This is a genomic window from Nitratidesulfovibrio liaohensis, assembly GCF_011682075.1.
Taxonomy (GTDB): domain Bacteria; phylum Desulfobacterota; class Desulfovibrionia; order Desulfovibrionales; family Desulfovibrionaceae; genus Cupidesulfovibrio; species Cupidesulfovibrio liaohensis.
This window is the reverse complement of the sequence record NZ_VSMK01000219.1, coordinates 1-20323: the sequence shown is the minus strand read 5'-3', so window position 1 is coordinate 20323 and position 20323 is coordinate 1. Positions and strand designations below refer to the sequence as shown.

Sequence of the window (20323 nt, the reverse complement as noted above, 5' to 3'; positions counted from 1 at the left end):
CCCCACGATAAGGCTGTGCAACTGCGGCAGGGCCGTGGCCTCTTCGTAGCCGCGCCACGGGGCCACGGCGCGCGCCGTCTCGCTACGCGGGGCGGATGGCCATACCGGACGCACGTGGCGCAGCAGCCCCACCAGCGGCAGCCGCCAGTCCTTCATGCGCCACGGGATGATGCGGTACACGTACATGGGCGCGGCCAGCGCCACCACACCCAGGGGCCGGAACACCTGGGCCAGGTGCAGGGCGATGGCGCCACCCATGGAAAGACCGATGGGCACCACCGCATCCACCTCGTGCTGCAGCGCGCGATACTCGTCTTCCGCGTGGGCCACCCAATCCGCGAACACGGTGCGCCGAAAGTCCTCGAACGAGGTGTCATGCCCCGGCAGGCGGATGTTACGCACCACGCAGCCGATCTCGTTCAACGGCCCGACCAGCGGCTCCATTTCAAAGGGCGCACCGGTGAACCCGTGCACCAGCAGACATCCCACGCGCATCCTTCACTCCCTGGCGCTCTCCGGCGCGTCTTGGCACATCATGACACATCACGGCACATCTTGGCGCGTCCTGCGCATTGCCACACGGGCGCAGCACGCTTGCGACACGCCATGCCCTATATTAATGGAAACCGATTCGTTGCCAGGCCAGCAGACACCGGATCATCCCCCTCACGCCACGCCCGCGGCGCATAGCCAAGGAGTCATCATGACCCGCCCCTGCGACATCCTCATACAAGCCGCCTGCATCGTAACACAAGACGCCATGCGCACCGTCATCGAGGATGGCGCGCTGGCCGTGACCGACGGCACCGTGCTGGCCGTTGGCCCGCGCGAGGCCGTGGCCGCCGCGCACGCCCCGGCACAGGTGCTGGACCTTGGCAACGCACTGGTCATGCCCGGCCTCGTCAACGCGCACACCCACGCGGCCATGACCTTTCTGCGCGGCGTGGCCGACGACCTGCCGCTGATGGACTGGCTGACGCAACACATCTTTCCCGTCGAAAAACACCTCACGCCCGATATCGTGGAGGCGGGGGCATTGCTGGGCTGCGCCGAAATGCTGCGCACCGGCACCACGGCCTTCAACGACATGTACCTGATCCAGAACGCCACCTTCCGCGCCGTGGACGCGGCGGGCCTGCGCTGCCTGGGCGGCGAGGGCATCTTCGGATTCCCCTCGCCCGCCTACCCCGACGCAGACGCGGGCCTGGCCCTGGTGCGCAAGCTGCACGATACCTGGCGGCACAACCCGCGCATCCGCCAGTGCGTCACCCCGCACGCGGTGTACACCACCTCGCCGGAACTGCTGCAGCGCTGCCAGGCCCTGGCCGAGGAACTGGACCTGCCCTTGCACATCCACCTGGCGGAAACCACCACGGAAACGGCCCAGTGCCAGCAGATGTTCGGCCAGCGCCCCGTGCCGTACTGTCACGGCCTTGGCCTGCTGACCCCGCGCACCACCGTGGCCCACGCCGTGGACCTGACGGACGACGAAATCGATCTGCTGGCCTCCACCGGCGCGGCGGTGGCCCATAACCCGGAAAGCAACATGAAGCTGGCCTCCGGCGCGGCCCCCGTACCGCAAATGCTGGCGCGGGGCATTGCCGTGGGCATCGGCACCGACGGCGCGGCCAGCAACAACAGCCTGAACATGTTCACGGAAATGACCAGCTGCGCCATGCTGCACAAGTTGCGCTGCATGGACCCCACCTGCGCCCCGGCCCAGACCGTGCTGGACATGGCCACCCTGGGCGGCGCGGCGGCCCTGCACTGGCCGGGCCTTGGCCAGCTTGCCCCCGGCTGCCCGGCGGACCTGACCGCGCTGGACCTTTCATCCCCCAACCTGCAACCCATGTACAACCCGGCCTCGCATCTGGTGTACGCCGCCACCGGGCACGAAGTGCGCCTGACCATGGTGGCGGGCGAAGTGTTGTACCAGGATGGCCGGTTCACCCGCTTCGACTACCCCGCCCTGGTGGCCCAGATGCGCGACGTGCGCCGCTGGGTGCTGGACAAGCTGGGGCGATAGCCCGGAAAAGCGTCGCGCAAACGCGCAGGGCGGCCCCCAGTCCGCACTGGGGGCCGCCCTGTTGCGTGGCGGGAACAGGCGGCACCTTCGGGATCGGGTCCGCTCCTCGCGGAATGCCGCACGCCCCGGCGCCGCCGGTTCCGTGGCCGAGCTAGGCGATCCAGACCGATTTGATGTTGACGAACTCGTGGATGCCGAAGGACGACAGCTCGCGTCCGTAGCCGCTGTCCTTCACGCCGCCGAACGGCAGGCGCGGATCCGACACCACCAGCGTGTTGACGAAGCTGCTTCCGGCTTCAAGCCGCAGGGCGATTCGTTCGCCCCGCTCCCTGTCGCTGGTGATGACCCCGGAACCGAGGCCGAAGCGGGTGTCGTTGGCCAGGGCGATGGCGTGTTCCTCGTCCCGGGCGCGGATGACCGCGGCCACCGGGCCGAACATTTCGGTGTCGAAGGCCTCCATGCCGGGCTTCACGTCGGCGATGAGCGTTGCGGGATAATAGGCGCCGGGACCGGGCGGCACGACGCCCCCGCAGAGCAGCCGCCCGCCCTGGGACAGGGTGCGCTCGACCTGGGCATGCAGCGTGTCACGCAGGTCCGTGCGAGCCATGGGACCGTAGTAATTGGATTCATCCAGCGGGTCGCCCATGCGGGCATCCTGCATCCTGTGCCGCAGCGCGGCCAGAAAGGCGTCGTGGATGCCATCCAGCACCACGAAGCGTTTGGCCGCGATGCAGGTCTGTCCCGTGTTCTGCATTCTGCCCGCCAGGGCGAGATCGGCGGCCTTTTCCACGTCTGCGTCGTCAAGGACGATGTAGGCGTCCGAGCCGCCAAGCTCGAGCACCACCTTTTTCAGGTGCTTGCCTGCCGTGGCCGCCACGCTGCGCCCGGCGGCCTCGCTGCCGGTAAGGGTGACGGCGGCGATGGCGGGATTGGCGATGAGCCCCGCGATGTCACCCGCGCTCATGTTGATGTTGCCGAACACGCCCGGGGGAAAGCCGACCCCGGCAAAGGCCTCCTCCAGCGCCCGGGCGCAGCCTTGCACGTTGGAAGCGTGCTTCAGCACGCCGGTGTTGCCGGCCATCAGTGCCGGTGCGGCAAAGCGGATCACCTGGTAGAACGGGAAGTTCCACGGCATGATGGCAAGCACCACCCCAATCGGCTGGAAGGCGACGTAGCTCTTCCAGGCTTCCGTTTCCACCGGCGTCTGGCTCAGGAACCCTTTTGCGTGTTCGGCGTAGTAACGGCAGACCCAGGCGCACTTTTCGATTTCCTTGCGGGCCTGCGCAATGGGCTTGCCCATTTCCAGGGTTGCCAGCCGGGCGTACCGGTCCTTGTCCCCGAGCAGTTTTTCCGCCAGGTTGCGGAACAGTTCCCCCCGGTGGGCAAAGGACGTTTCACGCCATGCGCCAAACGCCCGCCGTGCCTGCCGCGCCTTGCCGACGGCTTCGTCCAGCGTGACGCGCGCGAACTCCCCCGTCTTTTCACCCGTTGCGGGATTGATGCTGACCGTCTTGTCCATGTCGCTCTCCGCCGCACCGAAATACGGCCATATCTGCATGTTGTTCCGCAAGCATGTCCCGCTTGCGCAATGGGTAGATCATGCCCCGTCCGGTGCGGGTATGCATTCCGTACGGTCGCGTGCCACCAGGTGCATGTTGAGAAGCTCGTGGTTGAGGGAATAGTCCACCGGCAGATCGATCAGATGCACGCCCTTGCCCGCCAGCGCTCCGGAAAGGATATCACGGAACGAGGACGCGGAATCCGGACGGTAGCCCGGTATGCCGAAGCTTTCGGCGTAACGGACGAAATCCGGGTTGCCGTAGTCTAGCCCGTATTCCGCGAATCCAAGGCCCTGCTGCTTCCATTTGATCATGCCATAGGCGCCGTCGTTGAGAACGACCACCACCAGATCAAGCCCCAGCCGGACCGCCGTTTCCAACTCCTGCGAGTTCATCATGAAGCCGCCGTCGCCGCAGACGGCGAGCACCTTGCGGTCCGGATGGAGCATTTTGGCCACCATGGCCGACGGCAAGCCCGCGCCCATGGTGGCCAGCGCGTTGTCGAGCAGCAGGCGGTTGTGGCCGTACACGTGATAGTTGCGCGCGAACCATATCTTGTACATGCCGTTGTCCAGGGTGACGATGCCGTCATCGGGCATGACCTCGCGCGTGATATGCACCATCCGCTGGGGCAGTATGGGAAATCTGTCGTCCCGCGCGTACCCGGCGTTGTTCTGCCGGGCCTTGTCGCGGGCGCAGATGAACACGTCGTCATCCCATGCGGGCAGCGGCTCGCGCAGCAGCAGGTCGACAAGCCGGTCCACGGACGAGGCGATGTCGCCAATCACGTTGAGGTGCGGAAAGTAGACTTCGTCCACTTCCGCGGGAAAGAAGTTGATGTGGATCACCCTGCGGCTGTCGCCCGGGCGCATGAGGAAGGGCGGCTTTTCTATGGTGTCGTGGCCCACGTTGATGATGAGGTCGGACATGTCGATGGCGTCATGCAGGTAGTCGTTGTCCGACAGGGCCGCCGTGCCCAGGTAGAGGGGATGCCGCTCGTCGATGATGCCCTTGCCCATCTGGGTGTTGAAGAAGATCATGCGGGTCTGGTCCACCAATCGGGTCAGCGCGGCGCTGGCCCGCTTGCGGTTGGCCCCCGCGCCCACGAGCAGCAGCGGACGCCTGGCCTTGCGCAGCATGGTGGCCGCCTTTTCCAGCACCCGTTCCTCGGCCTGGGGAATGCGCTGGCCGACCACCTCGAACAGGGACGCGCCCTCCACGGGGGCGTCGGCGACGTCCTCGGGCAGTTCGATGTGCGCGGCGCCGGGGCGCTCCTCGGCCGCCTTGCGGAACGCCTCGCGAATGATGGAGGGTACATGCCCGGAATGGTTCACCTGTCGCGTGTACTTGGTGAGCGGGCGCATCATGTCCACCACGTCCACGATCTGGAACTTGCCCTGCTTGCTCTTGTTGACCGGCTTCTGCCCGGTGATCATGACCATGGGCATGGCGCCAAGCTGGGCATAGGCGGCCGGCGTCACCAGGTTCGTGGCGCCCGGGCCCAGGGTGGACATGCAAACGCCGGGCTTGCCCGTGAGACGCCCGTACGTCGCCGCCATGAAGCCCGCGCCCTGCTCGTGCCTGGTAAGGATCAGCCTGATCTTGCCGGAGGCGCGCAGCGATTCCACGAGCCCAAGATTCTCCTCGCCCGGAACACCGAAGATGTATTCCACACCTTCGTTTTCAAGGGCCTTCACAAAGAGGTCTGCTGCCTTCATAACACCGTTCCCTTGGTGCGCGTCCGCCTTCCGGAAAACGGGCGGGGCGGGCTGCAACAGCCGCTGCCCAGCTTTCCGAAGGGGGACGCACTCCGTCGATGAAAGTACTCAGCGCAGGAATTCCACAGTGGAAAACACCAGAGGACTTTCGCCGATGTTCAGCACATCGTGAACAAAGAAATTGTCCTTGTCGATCTGGTCGAAATACTTGGTGTCTCCCACCTCGTATTCCACCTCCCAGACAGATCCGTCGTCGTGGCGCGACCGGGCCCGGCCCGTCGAAAGGGCCGTCCAGTAGTAGGGCCGCTCATGCCTGTGAAAGTGCAGCCATTCGCCGGGGCCCAGGTGGATGGTCCATATCCTGAAATGGTCGTTCTCGTATGCCACGTGGCATCCCACGTTGGTATCATGCATTCCGTCACCGAGGGCGGCCTTCTGTTCGTTGCTCCAGAATTCCAGTCCCCCTGCGGGGACCACGCACTTCCTCTTCATGGGCTTGCCTCCTGTTGCCTGCCTGCGTGTTGCGCAACACCGCCCCCGCCCCAGTGCTCCATTTTCGCCGGCAGGCGTCGCGTTCGTTCAGATGCACACCCGGTCCAGGTAGTCCCTGGCTATCCGGTCAAGGGGCATGCCTTCCACGACATACTGGTAGTCCATGTCCGTCACGGCGGCATTGCCCAACCGGATGCCCTTCAGGAAGGTCACCGCGCGGGGTGTCAGCTTGGCGAGCGCATCCTTCCGGAGAATGATGCACGCCTGGTCCATGCCGCCAAGCAGCCCCCGTGGTTCCTGCAGCGCGCGTATCTTGTAAGAATGGAAAAGGTACTGGGGCTGCCACAAAGGCACCACTACCCATTCCCCCTTTTCGTGGGCGCGGATGAAGGCGTCCGTGCAATCGGCGATGGTTCCGCTGCGGAACGTGAAGCCCGCCTTGTCCAGGCCGTATTCCCTGATGACGTTTCTGGAAAAGCGCGATATCCCGGCGCCTTCGTTGATGCCCTGGATGACCTTGTTGCACTGCGCGCTCACTTCGGGCTTCAATATATCCGCCACCGAGGCGACCTGACCGGCCGGGACATATTCCGGCACACCCCACAGGCAGTACGGAGTGTACAGCACCGAGAAACGCACGGTCTGGTCGGTCATTCCGATCAAGTATTTGCCGTGCGAAGCGGGCAGCCAGGCGCCGACCACCATGTCTACCTTGCCGCGCGCGTACATGGTGAACATTTCCTCGTGCGGCGCCGTGTGCAGCTGACAGTGCACGCCAGCCCGTTCCAGACCGACAAGCACCACGGCCGCGGCCACGTGGTGAAACGACAAATCTATTCTGCCGACTTGCAACTCCATCGTGTCCACTCCGTTCCTGTGTTGGAGGTTGGAGAAAGGCACGTCGCGCCCCCCACCATCCCGCCGTCGGAGACGGGTAGCCACGAGTGCTCGTACCATGCGCCCCCCCAAAGCATCTATCATATATTATCGATATTATACCACCTCAAAAGCCTACCCCTTCAAGAACGTGTAATGGGCCAGCAAGGCTGCGACGGCCCCACCGACATCCCCCTCCCGCAAGCGGGCGACGATGGGAACATGCAGGGGAATCAGAGTGTCCATCGTCACCCCCAGTTCCCGAATCGTCATGACGACAAGGCGAGGAATCAGCAGGGAATCCCATATGGCCAGCATTTTCGCGTTGCCCGACGCCTCGACGAGGCAGCGGTGGAAACGGGTGTCGTGCAAGGCATACGCGGTGAAGCTCTGCGCTTCAACAGCCTCGATGATACCTTTCAGGTGCCCGTCGAGAACATCGGCCAACCGCCGACCGTCCTCCGGGGTGACGGATCCGAGGGAATCGGCCTCCAACAGCTTGCGCACATGGCAGATTTCCCGGATGTCCTGTTTCGTGAACGCCTTTACCTTGACCCCCACGTTGGGGTGCTGCTCCAGGTAGCCGCTGGTGACCAGGCACTGGATGGCCTCTCGCACCGGCGCCTGGCTTACCTGTAGCGACTCGGCTATGGGCACGATCTTCACGCGGTCGCCAGGGGCCAGTTCTCCGGAAATGATCCTGTCGAACAGGATGTCCCGCACCTGCTCCTTGAGCGATTTTCTGTTGAGTATCTGGCTGTTCATCTGAAAACTACTTCCGTGACTGGATGGTGTTTCACCATATCATGTGCATTATCGATAATCAAGGGAGGGGTGCCCTTCACCCCGTTGGCGCCCGGTCGCCCTGGATGCGCGGCACGCCCCCCCCACACACAGCGCCCCTCTTGGTGGACACTCCCCGTCCTCGTTGCAAGCCCCGCCGGGTCGGCCCGGCCGCTGGACGCCCGCGAAGGTGCGTCCGTTTTTTTCTGTTGACAATCGGGGCGAACTGTATAATTGGAACCTGCTTTCTGAAAGAACAAACGCGCTTCGCGCGCGACGGAGGATTTCGAGATGAGCGCAACGAGCAACGTCCTTGCTGGTGCCACCAAGACGGCTGACGGCGTGGTGATGAACGGCATCGCCATCAAGCCCATCGTCGAACAGTGCGAAGGCTGTGAGCGCATTCGCCTTTTCGAAGACGAAAAGTTCTGCGGCAGCTACCCCATGCCTGAGCGCAAGTGGGCGGGCGGCAAGTGCAACTTCGCCACGCACATCAAGACGCAGGCCGCTGCCGCTGCCAAGGTCAACCCCCTCAAGGCGTCCAAGCGCGCTGCCAAGGGCCGTTAGCCTCTACTCCGACAGCACGGGAAAGGGCGCGGGCAACCTCGCCCTTTCTTTTTTTCACCGCCGCACAGCCGGTTTCGGCCATGCTTGGCGGGGCATTCTGACTCGGCGGCCGGGCCGCTTCGTGCGGTTGCGGGCGCCACGCGCCACGCGCACGGGGTTTGCCGCATGCCGCACCGCATCATTTCCGCCCTTGACGCCCGCTGCGACGCCGTCATCGAACTGCAACGCGAACTGACCAGCCGCCCTGCCCTTGGCCCGGAAAGCGGCGGCGAAGGTGAACGCGCCAAGGCGGACTGGCTGCTTGCCCACCTGCGCGCCATCGGCGTGACCGACATCGAGCATATCAACGCCCCCGACCCCCGCGTACCCTGCGGACACCGCCCCAACATCATCGCCCGCGTGCCCGGCACCTCGCCCCGCACAGTCTGGGTGCTGGCCCACATGGACGTGGTGCCCCCCGGCGACTCCGCCCTGTGGGACGGCGACCCGTGGACCCTGCGCGTGGACGGCGACGTGCTGTACGGTCGCGGCGTGGAGGACAACCAGCAGGCCATCGTCTCCGGGCTGCTGGTGGCGCGCGAACTGCTGGAACAGGGCGTCACCCCGACCCTTTCGCTGGGCCTGGCCTTCGTGGCCGACGAGGAAACCGGCAACGCGCACGGCATGGCCCACGTGGCCGCCGTGCGGCCCGACCTGTTCCGGCCCGACGACCTCATCGTGGTGCCCGACTTCGGCGACAGCGACGGCACCATGATCGAGGTGGCGGAAAAGAGCATGCTCTGGCTGCGTGTTGCCGTCACCGGCAAGCAGTGCCATGCCTCCACCCCCGACGAAGGGGTGAACTCCCTTGCGGGTGCCGCCGCGCTCATCCTGCGCATCCGCCACCTGAGCCAGCGCTTCCCCGACGCGGACCCGCTGTTCAATCCGGCCACCTCCACCTTCGTGCCCACCAAGAAAGAGGCCAACGTGCCCAACGTGAACACCGTGCCCGGATCGGACGTGTTCTACGTGGACTGCCGCGTGCTGCCCCGCTACGATCTGGACGAGGTGGTGACCGCGCTGCGCGGGTTGGCCGACGAGGTGGAACGGGAACACGGCGTGACCATCGCCATCTCGCAGGTACTGCGCGAACAGGCCGCACCGCCCACCAGCCCGGATGCCGAAGTGGTCACCCGGCTGCGTGCGGCCATCAGGGATGTGTACGGCGTCACCGCGCGCCCGGCGGGCATCGGCGGGGGCACCGTGGCCGCCATAGTGCGGCGCATGGGGCTTTCCGCAGCCGTGTGGTCCAAGCTGGTGCCCAACGCCCACGTACCCAACGAGGCCACGCGCGTGTCGTGCAACATCGGCGACGCCAAGGTCATCGCCACCATGCTGTTCGAGGGCGGCAAGTAGCCGGATGCCCGGCACCGCCCAACCTTTCGCACCCCACACCACGGTACCGCACATGTCCGCACCCCTCATGCCGCGCAAGGCCCCGTTTCCCGTCCTTTTCGACTGCATCGTGGTCGGCGCCGGGCATGCCGGATGCGAGGCGGCCATGGCCAGCGCGCGCCTGGGCCATCCCACCCTGCTGCTGACCAGCAACGCCGACCGCATCGGCCACCTGTCGTGCAACCCGGCCATCGGCGGGCTTGCCAAGGGGCACATGGTCAAGGAAATCGATGCGCTGGGCGGCATGATGGGCCTGTGGGCAGACGAGGCGGGCATCCAGTTCCGCACCCTGAACGTCAGCAAGGGCCCCGCCGTGCGGGCCACCCGCGCCCAGATCGACCGCGACGCCTACCTGCACGCGGTGCGGCGCGACGTTTTCGCGCAGGACAACTTGTGGGTCTGGCAGGACACGGCGGAAGCCATCCTGGCAGAACAGGGCCGCGCCGCCGGGGTGCGCACCGGCCTTGGGCAGGAATTCCGCGCCCGCACGGTGCTGCTGACCACCGGCACCTTCCTGTGCGGGCTGATCCACGTGGGGCTCACCAACTTTCCCGGCGGTCGCCTTGGCGATGCCCCGGCGGTGGGGCTTTCCGCCTCGCTACGCGCTCATGGACTTGAGCTGGGCCGCCTGAAAACCGGCACCACCCCACGCCTGCTGCGGGCCAGCATCGACTTTTCGGTCATGGAAGAGCAGCCCGGCGACGAACCGCCGCGCCCGTTCAGCTTTCGCGGCCCCGGCGTGCGCCTGCCGCAGGTGCCCTGTCACATGACCTGGACCAACGAACGCACCCACGCAGCCATTCGCGCGGGCTTCGACCGTTCGCCCATGTTCACCGGCGTCATCACCGGCACCGGGGCGCGCTACTGCCCGTCCATAGAGGACAAGGTGGCCCGCTTCCCCGACCGGGAGCGGCACCAGATTTTCGTGGAGCCGGAAGGGCTGTCCAGCCCGGAATGCTACCCCAACGGCATTCCCACCAGCCTGCCGCTGGACGTGCAGAAGGCCATGATCGCCACCATCCCGGGGCTGGAAAACGCCCAGATCGTGCGCCCCGGCTACGCCATAGAGTACGACTACGCCGACCCCATCCAACTGCACCCCACGCTGGAAACCAAGACGCTGCCGGGCCTGTATCTGGCCGGGCAGATCAACGGGACGTCCGGCTACGAAGAAGCGGCGGCGCAGGGGCTGTGGGCCGCGCTGAACGCCTCGTGCGCGCTGCGCGGGCTGCCGCCGTTCCTGCCGGGGCGCGATGCGGCCTACATGGCCGTGCTGGTGGACGACCTTGTCACCAAGGGCACGCGCGAGCCGTACCGCATGTTCACCTCCCGCGCGGAGCACCGCCTGCTGCTGCGCGAGAACAACGCCGACGCCCGGCTGACCCCCCTGGGCCGCGACCTGGGCCTTGTGGACGACGGCCACTGGGCCGTGTTCCGCGCCCGCCACGACGCCCTTGCCGACCTGATGACTGCGCTGGAGCAGCGCCGGGTGACGCCCGACGCCGCCACCCGAGCCGTCTTCGCCGATCTTGGCGAGGCCGTGCCCACCCGCGCGGTGTCTCTGGCCGAACTGCTGCGCCGCCCCACCATGTCGCTGGAGCGGCTGCGCGCCTTCTGGCCGGAAGCCACGGACCACGCGCCGGAAGTGCGTGAAGAGGCGGAAACCATCATCCGCTACTCCGGGTATCTGGCCCGGCAGGAAGAACTGGTGGAGCGGGCCGCCCGGCAGGAATCGCAGCCCCTGCCCGAAGGCCTGGACTACACGGCGGTAGCCGGGCTTACCCGCGAAATCGTGGAAAAGCTGACCCGCGTGCAGCCGCGCACCATGGGGCAGGCCGCGCGCATTTCCGGGGTAACCCCGGCGGCGCTGACCTGCATCGAAATTCATCTGCGCAAGCTCGAGCGCAACCAGGCCACTCCGGCGGGGTAGGCGGTTCGGCCGGGTAAACGATCCGGCCGGGTAAACGATCCGGCCGGGTAAACGATCCGGCCGGGTAAACGATCCGACCGGATAAAACGGTTCCCCCCGTTACGCCAATCCAGCCCGATCCGCCCGATCCGCCCGATCCGCCCGATCCGGCGGTTCTTCCGGTTCAGCCGATTACGCCTGCCCGGCCCGTCACGGGGCATCCCTCTCCCCCCCGGCTACCTCCATGCTCTAACGCCCAACCTGTTGCGGCAGGCGCCATTTGCGGCTACCGTCAGAATGGCGTTCGTCCGGCTTCGCACCCAGCTTGCCGCGCGCCCTTCGGCGTACCTCAACAGTCCGGGGCACCATCATGAGCAGCGCCGCTCCGTTCCCGTGGGACCTCTGCCTCTCCGGCCTCGCCTACCTCGTCCGGCCCGGCGCGGACAACCTTTTCCTTTCTCTTCCACCGCCCGGAGCTGCCAGCTTTCTGGCCGAAATATCCCGCCATTTCGGCGACTACCAGGCCGATTTCACGCTGGTGCGCGAATTCGTGCTCATCGTGGCCGCAGTGGCCGCCCTGCTGGCCGCCCTGCTGCTGGTGGGCGGGCTGCGCCAGCGCCGCGAACGCTACACCCCCGAAGGCTGGGTCAACGATCCGCACGTGATCCGCGAACTGCTCGACGCCGCCATCCTGCAACGGGGCCGCTTCGAAATGCAGTTCCACGGCCCGGCGGGGCGCCGCTCCACCTACTGCACCGCCGTGGCCGTCACCTGTTCCACCCTGACTCTGGAATGCTCGCTGCTGCGCACCGTGCCGGAATCGTGGAAGGGCCGCGAGGTGGACTGCTACTTCCGCACCCAGCAAAAGCGCACGCAGGTGTATTACCAGTTCGCCTCCGTGATCACCGGCGCGCACCACGCGCCCTCCGCCGACCGCAACGCCCCGCGCGGTCCGCACTTCACCACCGACGCGGTATGGCTGGTGGACCTGGCCCTGCCCCAAAAGCTGGAACGGCGGCAGAAGCGCGCCTTCCTGCGTCTGGACGTGCCACGCCATCTGGTGCTGGGGCTGGCCGCATGGTCCCTGGGGTCGGAAACCCCTGCCCCGGCCGACGGGCGCCGCCTGGGCACGCCGCTGCTGGCCTTGCCCGACGCCACCAGCCTGAACAGCTTTACCGCGCACGGCACGCCGTGCCCTGTCGATGCGCCCCCCGTGCAGGATGCCGCCCCCGCCCCTCCCGTCTTTCCCGTCGCCGATGCCGGAGACAACGACACGCAGTCCGCCGCGTCGTGCTCCGAACCGGCCCACCATGACGACATGACAGCGTCGCTCTTTCCGGACATCAGCCGCGCCCTGCCCGTGGCCCTGCTGAACCTTTCCGGCGGCGGGCTGCGCCTGCTGGTGCCGCGCGCCACGGCCCGCTCCGCCACGGCGAGGGGCATGAACATGGACATCGGCGGCCGCCTGACCGCCCTGCTGGAACTGTACGACCCCCAGCACGATCGCAGCCTGGGCTTCTGGCTGCAATGCCGCATCCAGAACCGCTTCGTGGCCTTCGAAACGCGCGACGTGGAACTGGGCCTGCAGGTGCTTGCCTGGGGCCAGGCCCGCGACAACGCCCCCCACATGGCCGACTGGAAACCCCTGTCCGACGAGGGCGAGGTGGAACCGCTGGGCAATTGGGTTATCCGCCGCCACCTTGAGCTTTACAGGGAAAGCGGGAGCGATGTAGTGTGAGCGCGAACCGCAACCGCCCGTACCCGCTGGCAACCCCGGCCTGACGCGCATACGCCCCGCCCGGCCCGTTCCCCGACCTGCGAGGACCAGGCCGCAGCGGGCAGTGCAGGTCCGCACCCGTTCGAACTGGAACGAGCAGGCCCCGCGATGCACGGTCATGCAGGCCTGGGCCAGCCCGGCGTACCCGCGTGCGACGGCACCCCCGCCAGCCGCCGGTGGCGAATGCCGCCCCGCCCCACGGCGACGTCACCATAACACAGGAGCCCCCCTTGGACGGAGAATCGGGCAGTCCCATCTGGTCGCGCATCACGCGGCTGTTCCAGAACCGCACCGGCGACTCGGTGGAACAAGCCATCATCGAAGCCCGCGAAGACGGCGAACTGGACGCCGACGAAGGCTCGATGCTGCTGAACATCCTGAGCCTTGACGACACGCAGGTTCAGGACATCATGACCCCCCGCACGGACATCGACTGCGTGGAGGTGGACAACTCCCTCGGAGAGGTCATCGAGCGCATCGTCGCTTCCGGTCATTCCCGCATCCCCATCTACCGCGACAACCGCGACAACATCGTGGGCGTGGTCTATGCCAAGGATCTGCTGCGCTGCTTCGTCGATCCCACCGGGTGCGCAACCCCGGTGGCCGAACTGATGCGCGAGCCGTACTTCGTGCCGGAAACCAAGAACGTCTACGAGCTGCTCCAGGAATTTCGCGGTCGCAAGAACCACATGGCCATCGTGCTCGACGAGTACGGCGGCACCTCTGGCCTCGTGACCATCGAGGACGTGCTGGAGCTCATCGTGGGCGACATCGAGGACGAGCACGACGCCCCGCGCGACGAGGACATCGTGGTCCTGGACGGCGAAAACTACCAGCTTTCCGGACGCGCCCTGCTGGAAGACCTGGAAGAACTGGGCATCAGCCTGGATTCTGACGAGGTGGACACCATCGGCGGCTATCTCAGCATGCTGGCGGGCCATGTGCCGCAGGCGGGCGAGACGTTCGACCTGGCCGGGCGCCGCTTCGTGGTTGCCGAGGCCGACGCCAAGCAGATCCGCACCGTGCGCGTGGGGCCGCTGGACGCAGCCTGACGCGGGCAAGGGAAACGCGCACGGCACTCCTCCCCAATGCGAGCAGACGGCTTTTCCCGACGCCTTTCGCCACAGTCGCGCATGCCGCACTGTCGGCATGGGGGCTGTGTGGCCTGACGCCCGCAGGCAGCCGTGTGGTTGTTCTACGCCCTGCCGCTGCGGGTGCGGGCCGCCCCGTGCGCGATTGTCTGCAACGCATCCGTAACCGCGCCGTACTTGACTTTTCCCCCACCGGGGGTTTCACCTCCTCGCATGCGCAACACACTCTGCATCCTTCTCGGCGCCGCCGGGCTGTGGCTCGGCTTCCCCAATCCGCTGGCCCAACTGCCGCTGCTCGCCCTTGCCTACCCCCTCGCCCTCCTGCTGCTGGGCCTTGGCGCATCGGGCCGCTGGCCCGCCTTTCGCCTGGGCTGGCTTACCGGCATCGTCGGAGCTTCGGCCTGCCTGTACTGGCTGGCCCTGCCCGTGCACGAATACGGCCAGTTGCCATGGGTGCTGGCCGTACCCTGCGCCGTGGCCATCGGCGCCTATGTGGGGCTGTACGGCGGGCTTTTCTGCCTGTTGGTGTACCTGACGCGTGACCGGCTGGGGGCGTTCCGGCGCGGGTTGTTTCTGGGCTGCGCCTGGCTGCTGCTGGAGGTGCTGCGCGGCGTGTTCCTGACCGGTTTTCCCTGGCTTGCCCTGTCAGCCGCCTTTGCCCCGTGGCCGGTGGCCATCCAGGGGGCTGCGCTGGTGGGCGCCTATGGCCTGTCCGGCCTGCTGGTAGCCGTGGTGTGCTGGACCATGGGGGCCATCGCCCCGGAATGCGGCCCCCGCTGCCCCGGCGTGCGGCGGTCCGTTTCGCCGTCATCCCTGGCCCAGACCCTGGCCTGCGCACTGGGTGCCTCTCTGGTTGCCTTCGGCCTGGTGGGGCATGGCGCCTACATCCTGTCGCGCGGCCTGCCCAAGGATGGGGAATCGTTCCGGGTGGCGCTGGTGCAGGGCAACATCGACCAGGACCAGAAGTGGGAAACCGCCTTCCAGCGTTCCACGGTGGACCGCTACCTTGCCCTGAGCAAGGACGCCGTCACCGCCGGGCACCCGGACCTGATCGTGTGGCCGGAAACGGCCATGCCCTTCTACTTTCAGGAGCACAAGGAATTCGGCCCGGCCATCCGCGCCTTTGCCGCCACCAGCCGCACCCCGGTGTTGGTGGGCACGCCGGGCTACGTCAACGCGCCGGTAAAAAGGGGCTTTCTGCTGTACAACAGGGCCATGCTGGTGGACGAAAACGGCGGCGACGCCGGACACTACGACAAGGAGCACCTTGTCCCCTTCGGCGAATACGCCCCCCCCGGCCTGGACATGCCCTTTCTGGAAACCCTGATGCAGGGCGTGGGCGATTTCACACCCGGCACCGCCGTGGCCCCGCTGCGCCTTGGCAACCTTGCGCTGGGCATACTCATTTGCTATGAAACTATTTTCCCGGAACTGGCCCAACAGCGCGTGGCCGACGGCGCCAGCGTTCTGGTGAACATCAGCAACGACGCGTGGTTCGGCACCACATCGGCCCCGGAACAGCACCTGCAACTTTCGGTGCTGCGGGCCGTGGAACAGGGCCGCTACGTGCTGCGGGGCACCAACACCGGCATTTCCGCCATCATCGACCCGCACGGGCGCATCGCCGAACGCGGCGACCTGTTCCGGGCAGAGGTGATCGGCGGCATGGCCACGGCCCGGACGGAAACCACCGTGTTCCACCGGGTGCAGCATCTGGTGTGGCCTGTGGCTCTTGGGCTGGCCGTCCTTGCGTTGCTGTGGCCTGTTCGCCGCCGTCCCTAGGGGCTCTTTCCAAATTGTCCTTTCGCCCGTTGGCTGACCGCCCCGAAGAGCGCGCAACGTGCCCGTTGAGCGAGCTTGCGAGATTTACGGGCATCGAGCACAGAGCGGTCAAACGTCACCTCCCATAGCGCTGCTGTCCTTATCCGTAAGATTCGCGCTACGCGCTCACCTAACGGCTAAGGCTCGGTCAAATGCGATAAGAGCATGCTCCCTCATGGCAGGCTTGTTTTCCTTGCCAACGAACGAAAAGCCTACTCCGGAAACAGCCCCTAGAGTCTTCCCCACGCACAACCCCGTAAACAAACATACAATCCACATGCTTCAGCTTGCCGAATTGCGCGCGCGCAGCGCCGCCCTCATCGACCAGTACGCCTCCCTCTGGGGGCGTCTTTGACCTTGCGGGCAACCGCAACCGCCTCGACGAAATCGAGCGCCAGCTTTCCAGCCCTGACGCCTGGAACAACCCCGAAAAGCTCACCCCGGTCCTGCAGGAAAAAAGCCAGCTCGAAGGCGAGATAACGCGCCTCGAGCGGCTGGAAACCTGCCGCCGCGACGTTACCGAATGGCTGACCCTGGCCGAGGAAGAAGAGGCGGCGGGCGAACCGGGGCAAGAGGCCCTGGAATCGCTGGCCGAACAGGTGACCGCGCTGGAAACCCTGCTGCAGGAGACGGAGATGAACATGCTCCTCTCCGGCAAGGAAGACCGCATGCCCGCCATCGTGGAAATCCACCCCGGCGCGGGCGGCACAGAGGCCCAGGACTGGGCCGAGATGCTGGTGCGCATGTATCTGCGCTGGGCCGACACCCACGACATGAAAGCGGAATACCTGGACTACCTGGCGGGTGACGAGGCGGGCGTGAAAAGCGTCACCCTGCGCATGGCCGGGCCCAACGCCTACGGCCTGCTGAAGGGCGAAAAGGGCATCCACCGGCTCATCCGCATTTCGCCGTTCGACTCGTCCGGCAGGCGGCACACCTCGTTCGCCTCGGTGGACGTGATCCCCGACGTGGGTCAGGAAATCACCGTGGACATCAAGGAAACGGACCTGCGCATCGACATCTTCCGCTCCAGCGGCCCCGGCGGCCAGAGCGTGAACACCACCAGCTCCGCCGTGCGCATCACGCACCTGCCCACGGGCATTTCTGCCCAGTGCCAGAACGAAAAGTCGCAGCACAGCAACCGCGACACGGCCATGCAGATCCTGCGGGCCCGCCTGTACGAACTGGAGCTGCGCAAGCTGGAAGAAGAGAAAAAGGCCCAGTACGCGGGCAAGGACGCCATCGGCTTCGGCAGCCAGATCCGCACCTACACGCTGCAACCGTACCGCCTTGTGAAGGACCACCGCACCAATACGGAAATTGGCGACGTCGAGGCCGTGCTGGACGGCCGCATCGATCAGCTCCTGCGGGACTATCTGCTGTACCTCCATGGCCAGAAAACCAACTGACGCCGACCTTTCCGCCAGCCCAGCCGGGCCAGCGGGTTCCACCGGTTTCGCCAATGCGGAAGCACCCGGCGGTTCCGCCCAGTTGCTGGACGAGCTGGACGCCTTGCGCCGCGCGCTGGCCGAAGAAGCCGCGCGCAACGCGTCACACGCCCCGGACATGCCTGACGACAAGCCCGCCGACGGCCCCCTGCTGGCCGTGGCCCGACTGTTTCCGGGCATGACCCGGCAGCGCTGGCTGGCCCTGGCCGAAGAACACGGGCTGCGCCAGTGGTTCGCCATCGACTTGGACAAGAGCACCAACTTCAACCTGCGCGAACTGCAAAAGGCCGTGGAAGATCTGGCGCACCAGCGCGACCACGACCCCCTCACCGGCCTGATGAACCGCCGGGCCTTCCTGCGTCAGGTGGAACTGGAACTGCAACGGGTGCACCGGGGCGGGGCGGAACTGTGCCTGGCCATGCTGGACCTGGACGACTTCAAGCGAGTCAACGACACGTGGGGCCACGCCTGCGGCGACGTGGTGCTGCGGCGCATGGCCGATCTGCTGCGCGACGCCACCCGCGCCTACGACGTGGCGGCCCGCATCGGCGGCGAGGAATTCGTTCTGCTGCTGCCTGGTGCCTCGCCCATGCGCGCCCAGGCCCTGCTGGAGCGGCTGTTGCAAGACCTGCGCGACGAAGCCTTCGAGTGCCGGGACGAAACCTTTCGGGTCAGCTTTTCGGCGGGCATCGCCGGGTGCAAGGGCGCCACGGTGTGCCGGGCGGAAGAGTTGCTGGACCGGGCGGACAAGGCCCTGTACGAGGCCAAGGCTTCGGGCAAGGCCCGCGTGCGGGTGCACCGGCTGCCGGGCGTGCCCGACTACGACCGCTCGACCATGGTGCAGTCGGACGAGAAGCAGTTTCTTTTTTCGGGCAACGACGACTAGGGGCTGCCTCCAAATTGTCCTTTTGCCCGTTGGCTGCGTCAAACTTCGCCTGCCATGGCTCTGCTGTCCTTATCCGTAAAGTTCGCTACGCTCACTTAACGGCTAAGGCTCGGTCGAATACAATAAGAGTATACTCCCTCATGGCAGGCTCATTTTCCTTGCCAACGAACAAAAATCCTAATTGGGAAACAGCCCCCAGGGCAATTTGACTCCCCACGGGCCGCATCAACGGACGAAACATGACGCAGAACACCACACTCAGCGTTTCCATACTCAGCGGCAAGGGGGGCGTGGGCAAGACCAACATCGCCCTCAACCTCGGCTATTGCCTGTACCGCGGCGGGCACCCCCTGCTGCTCATGGACTGCGACCTCGGGCTGGCCAACCTGGACGTGCTGCTGGGCATTGCCCCGGACAGGAACCTGCAGGATCTTCTGGACAGCGACGCCGCCCCCCGCGACATCGCCGTGCCCATCGAACAGGGCGGCTTCGACTTCCTGCCCGCCGCATCGGGCGTGCCCGAACTGGTGGAGATGGACGGCGACATGCGCGCCCTGCTGGTGCGCAAGCTGGAGCCGTTGTTCTCCAACTACGACTTCCTGTTCCTGGACCTTGGCGCGGGCATCAACCCAACGGTGCTGGCCTTCGCCGCCATGACCCAGTTGCGCATCGTCATCGTGACGCCGGAACCCACCTCGCTCACCGACAGTTATGCGCTGATGAAGGTACTTTCCACCCAGCACGGGGTGCGTGACTTCTTCGTCATCGTCAACCAGGCGGAATCGCGCAAGGAAGAAACCCAGACCTTCGAGCGGCTGGCCGCCGCCTGCCGCAAGTTCCTGGACATCGAACCGCAATTCCTTGGCGGCGTGCGCCTGGACAAGGCCCTGCCCGACGCGGTGCGCAAGCAGAAGCCGTTGATGCGCGTTGCCCCGCAATCGCCTGCGGCACAAGACCTTTTTTCCATCGCGGTCAAGCTGCAACGCATGCGTGCCGCCCTGCTGCCCGAACTGGCAGACAGGCACCCGTTGCGCGCACTTTCGGATGAGGCGTATTAACCCCTTGAAACCTTGACCATCTTCGGCCATAGTGCGTCCATGGTCTTTGGAATTGCCACGGAACCCCACCCTACCCCCCGTGGAAGGGCCGTCCTGGCAAGGCTTCAGCGCATCCGGCGGCAGGCACCACGCCACGCATCGCACGCTACAGGCTACGTCATCCGGGGCGAAACGAACCGCCCCCATCGCACCGCCGCACCACGGAGGATTCCATGAACAAGAGCGAACTCATCAAGACGCTGTCCGAAGAGACGAACATCCCCATCGAGGAAGCCGCCATGGTCGTGAACACCTTCGTGGACAACATGAAGGAAGCGCTGGCCGATGGCGACCGCGTTGAAATCCGCGGTTTCGGCAGCTTCAAGGTCAAGGACTACGGCGGCTATTCCGGTCGCAACCCCAAGACCGGCGACATGGTCGTCGTCCAGCCCAAACGTCTGCCCTTCTTCCGCGCCGGGAAGGAACTGAAAGAATTCCTCAACGATTAGGCGATGTCCTCGCAGTCATCGCCTGACGGCACGGCGGCACGGGCTCTCCGTGCCGCCGCCCCGACGCTTCGCCCGCATCCGACACCCCTTTCCCGTTTCACCCAGCCGCGCCCGCACGGGACCGCGGCGTGGGTGTGCTGTTGTCTGCTCAGCATTGCGCTGTGCGCACTGCTGGCCGCGTGCGCCCCTTTGTGTCAGACCGGGCAACCCGGCGCTGCCGGGCCGTCTGGCATTGTTGCTGGCACGGCCATGGCCCCCGCACAGGATACCCCGGACGCGACAGACAGACACGCAGACGGACAAACCGGCGGCCCCGCGCCGGCACCGCCCGCCATGGCGCGCGACGGCCTGCCCACTGGGCTTCCCTTTGCCTCCGCCGGTGAGCCGCGC

General features: G+C 66.2%; 17 protein-coding genes. 11 read left to right on the top strand and 6 right to left on the bottom strand.

Translation table 11 applies throughout. The features are described from left to right. The coding region (locus tag FVW27_RS08525; protein ID WP_167124324.1) for an alpha/beta hydrolase at window positions 1–495 on the bottom strand (495 nt) is incomplete at its 3' end. Window positions 496–703: 208 nt separating this feature from the next. Here FVW27_RS08525 and FVW27_RS08520 point away from each other — a divergent pair. Further along, a complete protein-coding gene (locus FVW27_RS08520) occupies window positions 704–2026 on the top strand; it encodes an amidohydrolase (RefSeq protein WP_167124322.1) in 1323 nt (440 codons plus the stop codon). Between the two features lie 151 nt (window positions 2027–2177). Here FVW27_RS08520 and FVW27_RS08515 read toward each other — a convergent pair whose 3' ends face one another. The 5 genes from FVW27_RS08515 to FVW27_RS08495 form a co-directional block, all read right to left on the bottom strand. Next, window positions 2178–3545: an NAD-dependent succinate-semialdehyde dehydrogenase gene (locus tag FVW27_RS08515; RefSeq protein WP_167124320.1), complete on the bottom strand. Its 1368-nt coding sequence runs from the start codon at window positions 3543–3545 to the stop codon at window positions 2178–2180. A gap of 78 nt (window positions 3546–3623) precedes the next feature. Then, on the bottom strand, window positions 3624–5303 hold the full coding sequence (locus tag FVW27_RS08510) for an acetolactate synthase large subunit (protein WP_167124318.1): 1680 nt from the start codon (window positions 5301–5303) through the stop codon (window positions 3624–3626). Window positions 5304–5411: 108 nt separating this feature from the next. Further along, window positions 5412–5795 (bottom strand): cupin domain-containing protein, encoded by a 384-nt coding sequence (locus FVW27_RS08505; RefSeq protein WP_167124316.1) that lies wholly within the window; start codon window positions 5793–5795, stop codon window positions 5412–5414. A gap of 87 nt (window positions 5796–5882) precedes the next feature. Further along, window positions 5883–6653, bottom strand: a complete 771-nt coding sequence (locus FVW27_RS08500) for a glycine betaine ABC transporter substrate-binding protein (protein ID WP_167124314.1) — start codon at window positions 6651–6653, stop codon at window positions 5883–5885. 153 nt (window positions 6654–6806) lie between these two features. Continuing rightward, window positions 6807–7436 carry a GntR family transcriptional regulator gene (locus tag FVW27_RS08495; RefSeq protein ID WP_167124312.1) on the bottom strand — a complete coding sequence of 210 codons (630 nt, stop codon included), beginning with the start codon at window positions 7434–7436 and terminating at the stop codon, window positions 6807–6809. Window positions 7437–7745: 309 nt separating this feature from the next. Between FVW27_RS08495 and FVW27_RS08490 the strand changes: the two genes are divergently transcribed. From FVW27_RS08490 to FVW27_RS08445, 10 genes are all read left to right on the top strand, one after another. Then, entirely contained in the window at window positions 7746–8021 is a 276-nt protein-coding gene (locus FVW27_RS08490) for a PxxKW family cysteine-rich protein (protein ID WP_167124310.1), read from the top strand. 165 nt (window positions 8022–8186) lie between these two features. After that, complete coding sequence (locus FVW27_RS08485; protein ID WP_167124308.1) at window positions 8187–9416, top strand: M20 family metallo-hydrolase; 1230 nt, start codon at window positions 8187–8189, stop codon at window positions 9414–9416. 67 nt (window positions 9417–9483) lie between these two features. Then, window positions 9484–11385: a tRNA uridine-5-carboxymethylaminomethyl(34) synthesis enzyme MnmG gene (gene mnmG / locus FVW27_RS08480; protein WP_167124326.1), complete on the top strand. Its 1902-nt coding sequence runs from the start codon at window positions 9484–9486 to the stop codon at window positions 11383–11385. 349 nt (window positions 11386–11734) lie between these two features. Then, complete coding sequence (locus FVW27_RS08475; RefSeq protein ID WP_167124306.1) at window positions 11735–13102, top strand: hypothetical protein; 1368 nt, start codon at window positions 11735–11737, stop codon at window positions 13100–13102. Between the two features lie 269 nt (window positions 13103–13371). Beyond that, entirely contained in the window at window positions 13372–14193 is an 822-nt protein-coding gene (locus FVW27_RS08470) for a hemolysin family protein (protein WP_167124305.1), read from the top strand. Window positions 14194–14445: 252 nt separating this feature from the next. Beyond that, window positions 14446–16014: an apolipoprotein N-acyltransferase gene (lnt, locus tag FVW27_RS08465; RefSeq protein ID WP_167124303.1), complete on the top strand. Its 1569-nt coding sequence runs from the start codon at window positions 14446–14448 to the stop codon at window positions 16012–16014. A 316-nt stretch (window positions 16015–16330) separates the two neighbouring features. Beyond that, a protein-coding gene (gene prfB, locus FVW27_RS08460; protein WP_167124301.1) for a peptide chain release factor 2 occupies window positions 16331–17462 on the top strand; the annotation gives its coding sequence in 2 pieces (ribosomal slippage) (window positions 16331–16405 and window positions 16407–17462; 1131 coding nt in all). Continuing rightward, complete coding sequence (locus FVW27_RS08455; protein WP_167124300.1) at window positions 17443–18387, top strand: GGDEF domain-containing protein; 945 nt, start codon at window positions 17443–17445, stop codon at window positions 18385–18387. Before prfB ends, FVW27_RS08455 begins: the two co-directional genes overlap by 20 nt. Before the next feature lie 239 nt (window positions 18388–18626). Then, the gene (locus tag FVW27_RS08450; protein WP_167124298.1) at window positions 18627–19445 is read left to right on the top strand and encodes a MinD/ParA family protein; all 819 of its coding nucleotides are present in this window, start codon (window positions 18627–18629) and stop codon (window positions 19443–19445) included. 137 nt (window positions 19446–19582) lie between these two features. Then, window positions 19583–19933 carry an HU family DNA-binding protein gene (locus FVW27_RS08445; RefSeq protein ID WP_307831323.1) on the top strand — a complete coding sequence of 117 codons (351 nt, stop codon included), beginning with the start codon at window positions 19583–19585 and terminating at the stop codon, window positions 19931–19933. Window positions 19934–20323: the final 390 nt, after the last annotated feature.